At 73.4% G+C, this 14,736-nt stretch carries 15 protein-coding genes and 1 tRNA gene; 8 read left to right on the forward strand and 8 right to left on the reverse strand.

The features are described 5' to 3' along the window. Positions 1-9: 9 nt before the first annotated feature. Complete coding sequence (hutU, locus tag O7626_RS04845; protein ID WP_278059651.1) at positions 10-1,659, reverse strand: urocanate hydratase; 1,650 nt, start codon at positions 1,657-1,659, stop codon at positions 10-12. Between the two features lie 151 nt (positions 1,660-1,810). After that, positions 1,811-2,677, reverse strand: coding sequence for a MurR/RpiR family transcriptional regulator (locus O7626_RS04850; protein WP_278059653.1), 867 nt, complete (start codon positions 2,675-2,677; stop codon positions 1,811-1,813). Positions 2,678-2,745: 68 nt separating this feature from the next. On the opposite strand from O7626_RS04850, the gene O7626_RS04855 reads away from it, so the two are divergent. The 3 genes from O7626_RS04855 (at position 2,746) to O7626_RS04865 (ending at position 5,637) form a co-directional block, all read left to right on the forward strand. Continuing rightward, the gene (locus O7626_RS04855; RefSeq protein ID WP_278059655.1) at positions 2,746-3,579 is read left to right on the forward strand and encodes a class I SAM-dependent methyltransferase; all 834 of its coding nucleotides are present in this window, start codon (positions 2,746-2,748) and stop codon (positions 3,577-3,579) included. A gap of 101 nt (positions 3,580-3,680) precedes the next feature. Continuing rightward, positions 3,681-4,517 carry an MOSC N-terminal beta barrel domain-containing protein gene (locus O7626_RS04860; protein WP_278059657.1) on the forward strand — a complete coding sequence of 279 codons (837 nt, stop codon included), beginning with the start codon at positions 3,681-3,683 and terminating at the stop codon, positions 4,515-4,517. Between the two features lie 97 nt (positions 4,518-4,614). Next, on the forward strand, positions 4,615-5,637 hold the full coding sequence (locus tag O7626_RS04865) for an expansin EXLX1 family cellulose-binding protein (RefSeq protein ID WP_278059658.1): 1,023 nt from the start codon (positions 4,615-4,617) through the stop codon (positions 5,635-5,637). 54 nt (positions 5,638-5,691) lie between these two features. On the opposite strand, the gene O7626_RS04870 is transcribed toward O7626_RS04865, so the two are convergent. The 3 genes from O7626_RS04870 to bcp form a co-directional block, all read right to left on the reverse strand. Next, a complete protein-coding gene (locus O7626_RS04870) occupies positions 5,692-6,210 on the reverse strand; it encodes a GNAT family N-acetyltransferase (protein ID WP_278059660.1) in 519 nt (172 codons plus the stop codon). Positions 6,211-6,362: 152 nt separating this feature from the next. Further along, a tRNA-Leu gene (locus O7626_RS04875) sits at positions 6,363-6,443 on the reverse strand. A 30-nt stretch (positions 6,444-6,473) separates the two neighbouring features. Further along, positions 6,474-6,950, reverse strand: a complete 477-nt coding sequence (gene bcp / locus O7626_RS04880) for a thioredoxin-dependent thiol peroxidase (protein WP_278059662.1) — start codon at positions 6,948-6,950, stop codon at positions 6,474-6,476. Between the two features lie 141 nt (positions 6,951-7,091). On the opposite strand from bcp, the gene O7626_RS04885 reads away from it, so the two are divergent. The 4 genes from O7626_RS04885 to O7626_RS04900 all read left to right on the forward strand — a co-directional run bounded on the left by O7626_RS04885 (position 7,092) and on the right by O7626_RS04900 (position 9,978). Further along, entirely contained in the window at positions 7,092-7,811 is a 720-nt protein-coding gene (locus O7626_RS04885; protein WP_278059664.1) for an energy-coupling factor ABC transporter permease, read from the forward strand. Positions 7,812-7,873: 62 nt separating this feature from the next. Next, positions 7,874-8,398 (forward strand): PDGLE domain-containing protein, encoded by a 525-nt coding sequence (locus O7626_RS04890; RefSeq protein ID WP_278066055.1) that lies wholly within the window; start codon positions 7,874-7,876, stop codon positions 8,396-8,398. A gap of 12 nt (positions 8,399-8,410) precedes the next feature. Then, on the forward strand, positions 8,411-9,181 hold the full coding sequence (gene cbiQ, locus O7626_RS04895; RefSeq protein ID WP_278059666.1) for a cobalt ECF transporter T component CbiQ: 771 nt from the start codon (positions 8,411-8,413) through the stop codon (positions 9,179-9,181). Continuing rightward, entirely contained in the window at positions 9,178-9,978 is an 801-nt protein-coding gene (locus O7626_RS04900) for an ABC transporter ATP-binding protein (protein ID WP_278059668.1), read from the forward strand. The genes cbiQ and O7626_RS04900 overlap by 4 nt, the downstream gene beginning before the upstream one ends. 29 nt (positions 9,979-10,007) lie before the next feature. Here O7626_RS04900 and O7626_RS04905 read toward each other — a convergent pair whose 3' ends face one another. Genes O7626_RS04905 through O7626_RS04915 form a run of 3 tightly spaced genes read right to left on the reverse strand, consistent with a single transcriptional unit; the run spans position 10,008 to position 12,485 of the window. Next, a complete protein-coding gene (locus tag O7626_RS04905; protein WP_278059671.1) occupies positions 10,008-11,219 on the reverse strand; it encodes a hypothetical protein in 1,212 nt (403 codons plus the stop codon). Continuing rightward, positions 11,216-11,935 (reverse strand): thioredoxin domain-containing protein, encoded by a 720-nt coding sequence (locus O7626_RS04910; RefSeq protein ID WP_278059672.1) that lies wholly within the window; start codon positions 11,933-11,935, stop codon positions 11,216-11,218. Before O7626_RS04910 ends, O7626_RS04905 begins: the two co-directional genes overlap by 4 nt. After that, positions 11,928-12,485, reverse strand: a complete 558-nt coding sequence (locus O7626_RS04915) for a MauE/DoxX family redox-associated membrane protein (protein WP_278059674.1) — start codon at positions 12,483-12,485, stop codon at positions 11,928-11,930. The genes O7626_RS04910 and O7626_RS04915 overlap by 8 nt, the downstream gene beginning before the upstream one ends. 359 nt (positions 12,486-12,844) lie before the next feature. On the opposite strand from O7626_RS04915, the gene O7626_RS04920 reads away from it, so the two are divergent. Beyond that, on the forward strand, positions 12,845-14,725 hold the full coding sequence (locus O7626_RS04920) for a copper resistance protein CopC (protein ID WP_278066056.1): 1,881 nt from the start codon (positions 12,845-12,847) through the stop codon (positions 14,723-14,725). The last annotated feature ends 11 nt before the right edge of the window (positions 14,726-14,736 follow it).

Consider the following 14,736-nt stretch of genomic DNA (forward strand, 5'->3'; position numbering starts at 1 on the left):
GGCCCTTCCTTACACTTCGGCCATCGGGATGCGGAGGTTGCCGCGGGCTGCCGCGTCGACGGCTTCCGGATAGCCGGCGTCGACGTGCCGGAGTACGCCGGTCGCCGGGTCGTTGGCGAGTACCCGCTCGATCTTCTGCCCGGCCAGCGGGGTGCCGTCGGCGACGCAGACCTGACCGGCGTGGATGGAGCGGCCGATGCCGACCCCGCCGCCGTGGTGGATGCTCACCCAGGAGGCGCCGCTGGCGGTGTTGACGAGCGCGTTGAGCAGTGGCCAGTCGGCGATCGCGTCCGAGCCGTCGGCCATCGCCTCGGTCTCCCGGTACGGCGAGGCGACCGACCCGGCGTCCAGGTGGTCCCGGCCGATCACCACCGGGGCGGTCAGCTCGCCGCTGGCCACCATCTCGTTGAACCGGACCCCGGCCCGGTCCCGCTCGCCGTGCCCGAGCCAGCAGATCCGGGCCGGCAGTCCCTGGAAGGCGACCCGCTCGCCGGCCAGCCGGATCCACCGGGCCAGCGACTCGTTCTCCGGGAAGAGGTCGAGCACCGCCCGGTCGGTGGCGGCGATGTCGGCCGGGTCGCCACTCAGTGCCGCCCAGCGGAACGGTCCCCTGCCCTCGCTGAACAGCGGCCGGATGTACGCCGGCACGAAGCCGGGGAACGCGAACGCCCGGTCGTACCCGCCGAGCTGTGCCTCGCCCCGGATCGAGTTGCCGTAGTCGAAGACCTCGGCACCGCCGTCCAGGAAGCCGACCATCGCGGCGACGTGCTTCACCATGGCGGCCCGGGCCCGTTCGGTGTACTCGACCGGCTTCGCCCGGGCCAGTTCGGCGGCCTCGGCCAGCTCCACCCCCTCCGGGACGTACGAGAGCGGGTCGTGTGCGCTGGTCTGGTCGGTGACGACGTCGATCTCGACGCCCCGGCGGAGCAGTTCGGGGAAGACCGTGGCGGCGTTGCCGACCACCCCGACCGAGAGCGCCCGGCGCTCCCGCCTGGCGGCCAGCACCTGTTCGACCGCCTCGTCCAGCGAGCCGGCCACGGTGTCGAGGTAGCGGGTGCCGACCCGGCGGGCCAGCCGCTCCGGGTCGACGTCGACGACCAGGCAGGCGCCGCCGTTCATGGTCACCGCGAGCGGCTGCGCCCCGCCCATCCCGCCGCAGCCGGCGGTGAGCGTCAGGGTGCCGGCCAGCGAGCCGCCGAACCGTTTGGCGGCGACGGCGGCGAACGTCTCGTAGGTGCCCTGGAGGATGCCCTGGGTGCCGATGTAGATCCAGGATCCGGCGGTCATCTGGCCGTACATGGTCAGGCCGAGCTGTTCGAGCCGGCGGAACTCCGGCCAGGTGGCCCAGTCGCCGACCAGGTTGGAGTTGGCGATCAGCACCCGGGGGGCCCACTCGTGGGTCCGCAGCACCCCGACCGGCCGGCCGGACTGCACCAGCATGGTCTCGTCGTCGGCGAGCGTTCCGAGGGTACGCACGAGTGCGTGGTACGAAGGCCAGTCCCGGGCGGCCCGGCCGGTCCCGCCGTACACGACCAGGTCGTCGGGGCGCTCGGCGACCTCCGGGTCGAGGTTGTTCATGAGCATCCGCAGCGCCGCCTCCTGCGGCCACCCGGCGGCGGTCCGGGCGGTGCCGCGGGCGGCGCGGATCGGCTCGGGCATGACAACTCCTCCTGCGCTGGGACGGTGGTGTGGCTTCTGCGGCGTGGTTCGTGCGGTGTGGCTTCTGCGGCGTGGTCGTTTGTGCGGTGTGGTTGTTTGTGCGGGGTGGTTGTTTGTGCGGGGTGGATTCTGCGGCGTGACCGACGGCTGCTCAGCCGACGAAGAGTTGGCGGCGGGCAGCGGACTGCTCGAACTCCTCCAGCCGGCGCTGCGCGTCGGCCGGTGCGGCGTCACAGATCGCCTGGAGCAGCACCATCGACAGCGCCATCGGCGCGGTGTGCAGGTCGAAGACGAGTTGGGCGCCGACCGCGGCCGGCAGCACGATGTCGGCGTACTCGGCGGCCGGGGTGACCGCCGAGTCGCTGATCACCACCACCGACATCCCGGCCGCGCGGGCGGTGGCGAGCGCGTCCAGCGACTCCCGGGGGTACCGGGGCAGCACGATGCCGAGCAGGGCGCTCGCCCCGGCGGCCCTGGCCTGTTCCAGCCGGTCGGTGAGGAGCGTGCCGCCGGAGTCGAGTACCCGTACGTCCGGGTGCACCTTCGCGGCGAAGTACGCGAAGTACGCCGCCAGCGGGGCAGCGGCCCGCAGCCCGAGTACGACGAGTGGGCGGCTGCCGGCCAGCAGGGTCCCGGCGGCGGTCACCCCGTCGCGGTCGGCGAGCTGCTCGGCGAGCCGGTCCAGGTTGACGGCCTCGGCCCGGATCGCCCGCTGCATCTCGTTGCCGGCCGGTACCCCGAGGTCGGCGCGGCCGTGACCGGCGGCGGCGATCTCCCGGAGCCGGCGGCGCAGCGCCGGGTAGCCGTCGTAGCCGAGCGCCATGGCGAACCGGGTGACCGAGGGCTGGCTGACCTTGGCCAGCTCGGCGACCTCGGCGGCGGAGAGGTAGGCGGCGGAGGCGGCGTGCTGGACCAGGCTGTGCGCGATCCGTCGCTGGGTCGGCGTCAGCCGGATGCCCTGGAACAGGTCGAGTACGCGGTCCACCGGCGGCGCCGCGATGACAGCGCTGTCATTCACAAGAAGACTTTATGCATAAAAGAATTCAGGAGGCAATGGGCTGCGGTTAACATGGTAGAACAATTCGGGTGAATGGTACAAGTCTTCGACGGGCCGTCGTCCGTACCCGGCTCGCTCCCGTCGCGGCGTTCCCGAAGCGGCTGCTGCGGGTGGCCCGGCACGACGCGCGGGTGCTCGGCCTGTCGGCCAGGTGGCTGCTCACCTCCCGCGAACACCACAACTACACCTACGACCTGACCCGGCTCAGCCGGGAGCACCTCGCCTGGTTCGTCAGCGTCACCTGCGAGGTGCCGGTCGGGCAGGTGCGGGCGTACCTCACCGAGATCGAACGGGACGAGCCGCTGCGCCGGCACATCGAGCGGGCCACCGCCGGGGCGAACCGGCGCGGCCTGGCCGACCGGCGCGTCCGGTACGCCCGCCGGATCGGCTGGTACTCGATCGTCCGGGCCACCCGGCCCAGGCACGTCGTGGAGACCGGGGTGGACAAGGGGCTCGGCACCTGCGTACTCGCCTCGGCCCTGCTGCGCAACGCGGCCGACGGCGTACCCGGCCGGGTCACCTCGCTGGACGTCAACCCGGAGGCCGGCTACCTGGCCAGGGCCGAGCCGTGGGCCGGCGTGGTCGACCTGGTCGTCGGCGACTCGCTCGCCTCGATCCGGGCGACGGACCGCCCGGTCGACCTCTTCCTGCACGACAGCGACCACAGCGCCGGGCACGAGCGTCGGGAGTTCCAGGCGGTGGAGCCGAAGCTGGCACCCGGCGCCCGGCTGCTCACCGACAATGTCACGGTGACGAACGTGCTGGCCGAACACGCCGAGCGGACCGGCCGGCGGTTCCTCGCCTACCGGGAGACCCCGGCCCGGCACTGGTACCCCGGCGACGGGATCGGGATGGCCTGGTAACGCGCCCTCCGACGCACCCCGCGCGCGGCGGCCGGAACCCCTGCGCGCGGCGGCCGGAACCCCTGCCCGGCGGTCGGCGGCGCTGTGGCACTGTGAACGGCATGCGGCTGGTCTCCCTGCACACGTACCCGGTGAAGGGGTGCTACCGGCGCGACCTGCCAGCCGCCCGGGTCGAGCCGTGGGGCCTGGCCGGCGACCGGCGCTGGATGATCGTGGACGACGACGGGATCGGCGTCACCCAGCGCCAGCTGACCGGCCTGGTGGCCATCCGACCGGAACCGCGCCCCGGCGGGCTCCTGCTGCACGCAGCCGGCCGGCCCACCCTGGCGGTCACCGAGCCGACCGACGGCGAGCAGGTGGCGGTACGCGTCTTCTCGAACCTGGCCGCCGCACCGGCCCGCCGGGCGGACCCGGCCGCCGACGACTGGCTCTCCCGGCTGCTCGACCGCAAGGTCCGGCTGGTCTGGCTCGGCGATCCGTCCGTCCGACCGATCCCGGACGCCGACCTGGTCGACCCGGCCGACCGGGTCAGCTTCGCCGACGGCTACCCGCTGCTGCTGGCCAACCACGCCTCGCTGGACGCGCTGAACGCCGCGCTAGCCGGGTCGGGTGACGTCGGCGCGCCGCTTCCGATGACCAGGTTTAGGCCGAACGTGGTGGTCGGCGGTGCCGCGCCGTGGGCCGAGGACGACTGGACCGGCCGCCGGCTCCGGATCGGCCCGGTGACCTTCCTGGTGGCCAAGCCCTGCGGCCGGTGCCTGGTCACCACCACCGACCAGGAGACCGGGGTACGCGGCCGCGAGCCGCTGCGCACCCTGGCGAAGTACCGGCGGATCAACCGGCAGCTCGTCTTCGGGCAGAACCTGGTCCCGGTGACCGGCCCGCCCGGAGCGCCCGACACACTCACCGTCGGCGACCCGGTGCGGCTGCTCGACTGAGCTGAGCTGACCAGGCCGGACACGCCGCACCGGGTTACGCCACGCCGGGTTCGCCGGATCTTGCGGAAGGCGCGACGGCTACGGCAACATGCCCCGGGTGACCCACGCGGAACTTCCCGACGACACGGGCGGCGGTGCTCCGGGCATCGGAGGTCCGGCGGCCGGGCCGGTGCGGTGGCGGCGGGGGCGGCGCTGGGTGGCCGGCGGGTTCGCCGCCGTACTCGCCGTGGTCGTCGGGCTGCTGCTCGTCTGGCAGTTCTCCGAGCCGGCCGCCTGCGCGGCCGCGCTCGCCGCCCCGCCGCCCGAGCGGGCCGGGCTGCCGGTGGAGCGGGTCACGACGCCGTCCGGTCCGACCGTCTTCAAGGGAAAGGCGTCCCACTACGACGGAGGGAACTCGGGTGGCAACTGTTCGCTGCCCGGCCCGCCCGCCAACCGGCTCTACGCCGCGCTCGGCTCCGCCCGGTACGCCGGCTCGGCCGCCTGCGGCAGCTTCCTGGACGTGACCGGTCCGAAGGGGACAGTCCGAGTGATGGTGCTGGACCGCTGCGCGGGCTGTACGAACAACAAGATCGACCTGTCCCGGCAGGCGTTCGCCAAGATCGCCGACCTCTCCCAGGGCATCGTCCCGGTGCGCTACCGGGCGGTGGTGGACCCGCCGCTGCCCGGACCGCTCACCTTCCGGCTCAAGGGCGGCGTCTCGCAGTACTGGTTCGCCGTGCAGGTGGGCCAGCACGGCAATCCGGTACGGTCGATGGCGGCCAGGCGCGCCGGTTCGGGCTGGCGGGCGGCGAAGCGCGGGTCCGACAACTACTGGGTGGTCGACGGCGGGCTCGGCCCTGGGCCGTACTCGATCCGGGTGGTCGACGTCTACGGCCACCAGGCGGTCGCCAACGGGATCCGGCTGGCGCCCCGGCAGGTGCAGCGGAGCACGGTACGGATGTACGAGTCCGGTCTGGCTGCCGCCTCGCCGACGCCGTCGGCCCGGCCCACCCCGGACACCGGCGCCATCCCGACCACCTCGCCGACACCTGCCCCGGCCACCCCGGCCAGCGCGGCGGACCAGTCCGGACAGCCGGTGGCCGGTGCGGCCGGCGACCCGGCCGCGGTCGGCTGCGGCTGACCCTCCGGCAACCGCCGGTCCGACGGCGACGGTGGGGCCGGCGGCGGTCATCCGTCAGGTCAGCGGCAGCCACATCTGGATCTCGTCGCGGTCGTCAGCGGGACCGACCCGGAGCGCCCCGGGGAGCCGGCCGACCTCCCGGTAACCGAGCCGCCGGTAGAAGTCCTGCACACCCTGACCGTCCCGGACCGTCAGGTGCAGGGCCTCCCGGCCGGCCTTCCGGGCCACCTGCTCGGCCTCGCGCAGCAGGGCCTGGCCGTAGCCGTTGCCCTGGCGGGTCGGGCGCACCATCACCCGCTTCAGGACGCACCAGTGCGCCTTCAGGTGGAACCGGTTGTCGGTCAGGAAGAGCAGCGCGACCAGCTCGTCACCCCGGTAGCCGACCAGCAGGTGGTCCGGACCGTCGGCCGCCTCCCGGAGGGCGGCCAGTGCCGTCGGACGGACCTCGTCCTCGGTGACCGGGTCGACGAACCCGACCGCCCCGCCGGCATTTGTCACCTCGGTCCAGAGCCGGACGATCTTCTCGCGCAACTCGGGGGTCGACGGCGGATCAAGTACGAAACGGATGCCCACGCCGGTCATCCTCGCCGGCCCGCCCGCCGCCCCTGTCGGGTCGGCACGGCGCGGGTGAGGATGACCACAGCGGCGGCGCCGGTGCCGACGACGCGACGCTTCGGCACTGGTGGTGCGGGCACTGACCGGCCGGGCGCCGGAGGGCCGGATCGTGCGGGAGAGGGGAGTCGAACCCCTACGCCCGAAGGCACAGGAACCTAAATCCTGCGTGGCTGCCATTACACCACTCCCGCTCGCGGTCAAAGTCTAGACCGCCGGCGGGCTCAGTCCAGGCCGAGGTCCCGACGGAGTTTGGCGACGTGCCCGGTGGCCTTGACGTTGTAGAGCGCCCGCTCGATCCGGCCCTCGGCGTCGATGACGAACGTCGACCGGATCACCCCGGTGATCGTCCGCCCGTACGACTGCTTTTCGCCGTACGCCCCGTACGCGACCAGGACCGCCTTGTCCGGGTCGGAGACCAGCGGATACGTGATGGCGTCCCGCTCCCGGAATTTGGCCAGCGCGGCGGGGGAGTCCGGTGAGATGCCGACCACCTCGTAGCCGGCGGCCTGGAGCGAGGCTAGCGAGTCGCGGAAGTCGCAGGCCTGCTTGGTGCAGCCCGGCGTCATTGCCTTCGGGTAGGCGTAGAGCACCACCTTGCGGCCGCGCAGTTCCTTGAGCGAGAGGGTTTCCCCGGTGTCGGTGGAGAGCGCGAAGTCGGGCGCGGCGTCCCCGGCGGCGAGGCGGATCGGCGAGGTCATGACGGTGACCCTATCGCCAGGTGGACCGGAGATTGCGGTTGGCACACAGCTCTTGCAAAATCTTTGCAACAACGATGGCCGGCTCCTACGCTGATCCGGCCGGTACGGCGGATCCCGCGCCGGCATCTCTGGGGAGGTGGCGTGGACAACCTGGCAATGCACATCTCGAACGGGATCGTCGACGGTCCCGTGGCGGCGGCGTTCGGGGCGGTCGCCCTGGTGGCGCTCGCGCTGTGCGTGCACCGCGGTCGGCAGGACCTGGACGACCGGCTCGCCCCGATGGCCGGGCTGGTCGCCGCCTTCATCTTCGCCGTCCAGATGATCAACTTCCCGATCTTCACCGGCGCGGTCAGCGGTCACCTGCTCGGCGGAGCGCTCGCCGCGATCCTGGTCGGGCCCTGGGTCGGTGCGCTCTGCGTGGCGGTGGTGCTGATCGTGCAGTCGCTGGTCTTCGGCGACGGCGGGGTGGCGATGCTCGGCCTGAACGTCACGAACATGGCGCTGATCGGCGTCGCGGTCGCGTATCTCCTGGTCGCGCTCCTGCTCCGGCTCCTGCCCCGCACGGCGACCGGGCTGGCCGCCACCGCGTTCGTCGCCTCGGTGCTGAGCGTGCTCGTCGCCTCCCAGGGCTTCGTCCTCCAGTACTGGCTCGGCGGCACCACCGACCTCGGCAGCGGCCTCGGCGCCCTGGCCGGCACGATGGCCGGGGTGCACCTGCTGATCGGCATCGGCGAGGGGCTGATCACCGCGACCACCGTGCTGACCGTGGCAAAGGTCCGGCCCGACCTGGTCTACGCGCTGCGCTCGCTGCGTCCGCTGCGGGCCGCCAACCGGATCCCGGTGACCGGAGGTACCCGATGACCACCGAAGGAAAGACGACCGCAGAGAAGACGGCCGGAGGAAAGGCGACCGCAGGGAACCGGATCTCGAAGCGCACCGGCGCCTTCGTCCTCGGCGGTCTGCTGGTCGCGCTCCTGCTGGCCGGAGTGGTCAGCAACTTCGCCTCGGCCCACCCGGACGGCCTGGACTCGTCGTTGCGCGAGGGGTGCACCTTCGACGCGGACGACAACATCACCGGCGGTAGCTGCCCGGCCCAGGAGGCCCGGGAGCACGAACTCGCCGACTCGCCACTTGCCGACTACGGCGTCCGGGGAGTGGACAACGGGTACCTCTCCACCGGGCTCTCCGGGGTGCTCGGCGTGCTGATCACCTTCGCCGTCGGCGGCGGCCTGTTCTGGCTGACCCGCCGCCGATCCGCCGCCGCCCCGAGCGAGGCGCCGACGGTCGCCGGCCAGCCGGACACTTCGACCGTGACCGCCGCCGGCCAGCCGGACACCGCGACCGCCACCGGCCGGACAGACGGATCCACCGCTGGCCGGCCGACGCCGCCGACGCCGCCGACCGGCGCGGCCGGCGGCCGGAGCCGGGCCGAGGGCACGACGGAGTAGGGACGGCCGGAGATGGGAGCCGGGCACGCGCACGTGCTCTACCGGGACCGGACGTCGGCGGTGCACCGGCTGCCGCCCGAGGTCAAGATCGCGGCGATGGTGGTCTTCACCCTCGCCGTGGTCGCCACCCCCCGGGAGGCGTTCTGGGCGTTCGGCGGCTACCTCCTGCTGGTACTGCTGGTCGCCGCGATCGCCCGGGTCGGGCTGCGCTGGCTGGCCAGCCGTTCGCTGATCGAGCTGCCGTTCGTGCTGTTCGCGTTCGCGCTGCCGTTCCTCGGCACCGGCGAGCGGGTGAGCTGGCTGGGGCTGGACCTGTCGGTGGACGGGCTCTACGGCGGCTGGAACATCCTGGCCAAGGGCACCCTCGGGGTGCTCGCCTCGCTGCTGCTCGCCGGCACCACCACCATGCGGGACCTGATCCTCGGGCTGGACCGGCTGCGCTGCCCGCAGATCCTCACCCAGATCGCCACCTTCATGCTGCGCTACCTGGACGTCCTGGTCGGCGAGGCGCGGCGGATGCGGGTCGCCCGGATCTCCCGGGGTGACGATCCCCGGTTCCTGTGGCAGCTGCGCGGCTTCGCCGCCGGGGTGGGCGCGCTCTTCCTCCGCGCCTTCGAGCGGGGCGAGCGGGTCTACCTGGCGATGGTCTCCCGGGGTTACCAGGGGCGGATGCCGGCGGCCTGGCTCGGCACGGGTGCGGCCACCACCCGGCACTGGCTGGTGGCGGCGACGGTGCCGCTCGCCGCCACCGGCATCGCCGCCGCCGCCGTCGTGCTGGGATGATCGGGTACGTGGAACCAGCTCCCGGCGCCGACCCGCCGTCCCTGGACGTACGCGGCGTCGAGTTCAGTTACCCCGACGGGCAGGTCGCGCTGCGCGGCGTCGACCTGACCCTGCTGCCCGGCGAGCGGGTCGCGCTGCTCGGCCCGAACGGCGCCGGCAAGACCACCCTGGTGCTGCACCTGAACGGGATCCTCGGCGGTGGCGCCGGCACGGTCACCGTCGGCGGGCTGACCGTGGACCGGGACCGGGCCACCCTGGCCGAGATCCGTCGCCGGGTCGGCATCGTCTTCCAGGATCCCGACGACCAGCTCTTCCTGCCCAGCGTCGCCGAGGACGTGGCGTTCGGGCCGGCGAACCTTGGCCTGCGCGGCGCCGAGCTGGCCGAACGGGTGACCGAGGCGCTGGACGCGGTCGGGATGGCCGAGCACCGGGACAGGGCGCCGCAACACCTCTCCTTCGGGCAGCGCCGCCGGGTGGCGGTCGCCACGGTGCTGGCGATGCGGCCCGAGATCCTGGTCCTGGACGAGCCCTCCTCGAACCTCGACCCGGCGGCCCGCCGCGAACTGGCCGGGATCCTGCGCCGGCTGCCGGTGACCCTGCTGATGGTCACCCACGACCTGCCGTACGCGCTGGAGCTCTGCGACCGGTCGGTGATCATCGACACCGGTCGGATCGTCGCCGACGGGGCGACCGCCGGGATCCTCGCCGACGCCGACCTGCTCGCCCGGCACCGGCTGGAACTGCCGTACGGCTTCGACCCGGCGGTGGCCGCCCGCCAGCTCGCCGGCAACGGCTGAGCCTACGACTGGTCTGCGGCTGAGCCCGGTCAGCGTCGGTTCGGAGGGGTGCCGGCCCCGGTCGCGGGGTCGGGCCCGTCCGCGGGCAGGGCGACCGACCAGCGGCGGGCCGGCCGTCGCGACGCACCGCTGCCGGTCGGCCGGCCCGCGGCGCGGCGTGCCGGCCCGGGAGCACCGGCCGGGCCGGTGCCGGCGGAGCGGCCGGTGGCGCGCAGGCGGAGAATCCCGGCCGCGGCGAGGCCGCCGCCGACCGCGATCACCACCGCCACCAGGAGCCGGGCCCAGCCGGCCGGCCAGGGCAGCGGGACCACCGAGCGCAGGAAGACCGCCGAGTTGGTGACGCCGGTGAAGAGCGCCAGGCAGGTACCGGCGAGCGCCAGCGCGAAGTCGCCGGCCGGCCGGCGGGTCAGCGCGTACGCCCCGGCGGCCAGTGCGGCGGCACCGGTGACCGTCGGCCAGAGCTGCCCCGTGACGAGTCCGAGCAGCATCCCGCCGAGCCCGGCGTCGGCACCCCGGGCCAGCGCGAAGCCCAGCGCCGCCAGCCCGCCGACGATCGCCAGCACGGCAAGCGCGACCGTGACCCGGCGCCCCGGCCGGGAGTTCCGGGGCAGCACCCCCAGCGCCCCGATCACCAGCGCACCGAGCAGGCTGCCGCTCCACCAGGGCAGCGGGTCGGGCGGTGGCAGCCAGTCCAGGGTGCCGCGCAGTTCCATCCCGCGCAGCCCGTCGCGCAGCGGCACCACCCAGTCGCGTACCCGGTGCGGCCGGTCCGGATCGGCGGCGACCACCGGCGGCGGAGTCTCCTCCAGCCAGCGGCTGCGCTGGTCGTGCCAGCGGGCCACCGGCTCGGTGCCGACCCGCCGCCAGGACGGCGGCCGGGCCGGATCGGCCCCGGCCGGCACCGGAGTGTCCCCGGCGAGGGTCCGGTTCAGGTACGTCGCCGGGGAGGCGGTGTTCTCGTAGACCCCGTCCGGGCGGACCTCCAGGTACGGCTCACCGGCGTAGCCGAGCACCTCGACCGGGCGTCCCGTCCGGTTTTCCAACTCGAGCCTGGCCCCGCCCTCCACCACGCGCACCCGCAGCCCGGGCAGGGCCGGAGTCACCCCGGTCACCTCGGTGCGGTAGTCGGTGCCGTCCGGGGTGTCGGCGGCGTGCGCGCTGGCCGGGGTAGCCGAGGCGAGTACGCCGACCAGCCCGACCAGCAGACCCGTCAGCAGGCGGGTCGACAGCAGGCGGGTCACCCGCCGGCCGCCGCCACCGCCGCGGTGATCGCCTCGGCGCTGGCCTGCACCTGCTTGCCGTTGACGAGCACCGTCGGCGTGCCGGTAACGCCGGCCCGGGCCGCCTCGTCGGTCACGTGCTCGGTCCACTTCTCGAAGGTATTCTCCTCGACGCAGTTGCGGAAACTCGCCCCGTCCAGCCCGACGCTGCCGGCGATCTCGACGAGCTGGTCGTCACTGAGGCCGGCCCCACCCTCCGGCGGCTGCCGGTCGAACAGCGCCCCCGCGTACTCCCGGAACTTGCCGCTCTGCGCGGCGCAGCCGGAGGCGGCGGACGACCGGGTCGAGTAGTCGGTGCTGGAGAAGCGGTTGAGGAACGCCACCGGGTGGTAGGTGACCCGTGCCCTACCCTCGGCGACGAGCTGGTCGAGGGTACCGCTGGCCTGCTGCTCGAAGGTGCGGCAGATCGGGCAGATGAAGTCCTCGTACACGTCGATGTTGACCGGTCCGGAGCCGATCACGATGCCGGTACCCTCCGGATTGGCCCCGCCGGGCGGGGTGAAGTCGCCGGCGTCCCGGCTGGCCGAGACTCCCCAGCCGATCAGGCCCGCGATGACCAGCACGACGACCGCGCCGACCGAGGTCCAGAGCGTGCGCTTGCGGCGCCGCTCCCGGGCCATCTGCTCGCGCACCACCCGGGCGGGTCGGCGCTGCCCCTTGCGGTTGCGGTCACTCATCGTCGTCCTCCTCCTCGCTCTCCTCCTCGCGGGTGTCCCGACCCAACGCCGCGTCCACCGAGACCGGGGTGCGTGGCCAGAGCAGGAGGAAACCCGCGAGCAGCAGGAAGCCCACGTCGCGCAGCAGTTCGGTGCCGTACGTCGGGTCCTGGCCGGCGGCGAGGTCGCCACCGCTGCCGAAGCACCCGCAGTCGATGGAGAGACCGCGGGCCCAGGCCGAGACGATCCCGGCGATGAAGATCACCAGCAGTGCCGCGGAGATCCCGGCGGCGAGCCGGGTGGCGAGCCCGACCAGCAGGATCAGCCCGAGTGCCAGTTCCACGAACGGCAGCGCGGCACCGATCACCACCGCCAGCTCGTACGGGAAGATCTTGTACGCGTTCACCGCCCGGCCGGAGGCGGCCAGGTCACCGACCTTGGAAGCCCCGGCGGCCAGCCAGACGGCAGCCAGTCCCAGCCGGGCGGCGAGGCCGAGCCACGGGCGGGCGACCAGCCAACGGCCGCGACCCGGCGCCGGGGTGCTTGCTGTGGTCCGCTCAGTCACAGTCATTAGTCGTCTTGGTCGGCGAAAGGGTTTCGGGCTCCGGTGTGGCGTCGGTCATCCGGTGCCGCACCGCTGAGATCACGCTCACCAACGTAGGGGGCATTACGGTCGCGGGTGGGCATTACCGGTCAGAAGTACCGGCCCTCGGCCGATCGGAGCCGGCGTCGACTGATCGGGGTCGGGTGGTGGCGGCAACATCGACGACAGGCCGGGAACTTTTCCCGCGACGCCGCCGACTATCGATCCGTGACAGCTCACTGGGCCGGACTCGGGCGTCGAGCAGCCGACGGTCCGCTGCCGGTCGGTGTGACCGAAGCGGACCGGGCGTGACCCGAGGTCGCGCGCTGCCGGGACGGTCGGCCACGATATCGGGCATGATTGCTGCGAATCGTCGATGGCTGGCCCGTGCCGGTGCCGGTGTCGGCCTGCTGCTGGCCGCCCTCGCCCTGCTGCTCGGCCCGGCCGTCCCGGCCAGCGCACACGCGATACTGGTCAGCAGCAGCCCGGCTGCCGACGTGGTACTGCCGAACTCGCCCGCCGAGGTGGTGCTCACCTTCAGCGAGAGCGTCCGCGAGGTGCCGGACAAGATCCGCGTCCTCGGTCCGGACGGCAACCGGGTGGACCGGGGCGACCCGACGTTCAACGGTGCGGTGATCACCATCCCGGTCGACACGTCCGGCGGCGAGGGCAGCTACCTGGTCAGCTACCGGGTGATCTCGGCGGACAACCATCCGGTGACCGGGGCGTACACCTATTCCGTCGGTGCCCCCTCGACGCCGCCGTCGGACAGTGCTGCCGACGAGGTGCACCCGGCGGTCGGCGCGGCGGTACGGGTCTTCAAGTACGTCGGCTACGCGGGCCTGCTCCTGGTGGTCGGCCCGGTGATGGTGCTCAGCCTGCTCTGGCCCCGGCGACTCGACCGGCACGGCCCGGCCCGGCTGATCTGGGTCGGCATCGGGCTGATCGCGTTCGCCACCCTCGGCGGCCTCTGGCTCCAGGTGCCGTACACCACCGGTGGCGGGCCGTTCGCGGTCGACGGCAGCGCCCTCGGCGACGTCCTCGGCAGTACCTTCGGCGCCGCCCACCTGGTCCGGCTCGGCATCCTGGCGGCAGCGGCGATCCTGCTCCGCCCCGTGGTCACCGGCCGGGCCGGACGCAGCGACCAGATCCTGCTGACCGTGCTCGGGGTGGCCGGGCTGGGCACCTGGCCGATCGCGGGGCACGCGGCGGCCTCACCGGTGCCGGCGGTCTCGGTCGTGGTCGACAGCGTGCACCTGGCCGGCATGGCGGTGTGGCTCGGTGGACTGGTCATGCTCGGCGGGTTCCTGCTGCGCCGCGCCAACGACCGGGAACTCGACGCGATCCTGCCGGTCTGGTCCCGCTGGGCCACCGTCGCCGTCTCCGCGCTGCTGCTCGCCGGGATCGTCCAGGCCCTGATCGAGGTGGCCACGCTGTCGGCGCTGGTCTCGACCACCTACGGCAGGCTGATCATCGCCAAGACCGTGCTCTTCGCGGTGGTGATCGCGGTGGCCGCCTACTCCCGGCAACTGGTCCGACGCCGCCTCCTCGCGGACGCCCCGGACGACGTGGACGTGGACGACGTGGGCGACGCCGACGAAGAAGCGGATGACGCGGGAGTCCTGGACCAGGTCGACGACTCGGACGAGGTCGACGACTCGGACGAGGTCGACGACGCGGACGCCCTGGATGAGACCGACCTCCGTGCGCGGGCAGGCCGGGCAGGGGGCGGCCACGAGGCAATGGTCGCGGCCGAACCGTCCCGCCCGGTCGCCTCGGCCGGGCGGCTGCGACGGGCGATCTGGGTGGAATTCGCCATCACGGCGGTCGTGCTGGCCCTCTCCGCAGTACTGGTGCAGACCCCGCCGGCCCGGACCGCGGGCGAGTACGCCGACGCGGGCGGTCCCGGCTACTACACCACCACGCTCACCAGTGCGGTCTACTCGTTGCAGGTCGAGGTGGACCCGGCCAGGACCGGCAGCAACTCGGTCCACCTGTACGCGTACACCCCGGACAACAAGCCCCTGCCCGTCGTCGAGTGGCGGGCCACGGCCGCGTTGCCGGACCAGGGCATCGAGCCGATCGAGATTCCCCTGCTGCCGCTCACCGACAACCACGCCACCGGCGAGATCAGCCTGCCGCGGGCCGGGAACTGGCAGCTCAGCTTCACGGTCCGGATATCCGATATCGACCAGGCCACGGTGACCAGCACCGTGCCAGTCAACTAGAGAGGTACAAC

Origin of the sequence: Micromonospora sp. WMMD1102 (assembly GCF_029626265.1) — a bacterium.
GTDB lineage: Bacteria > Actinomycetota > Actinomycetes > Mycobacteriales > Micromonosporaceae > Plantactinospora.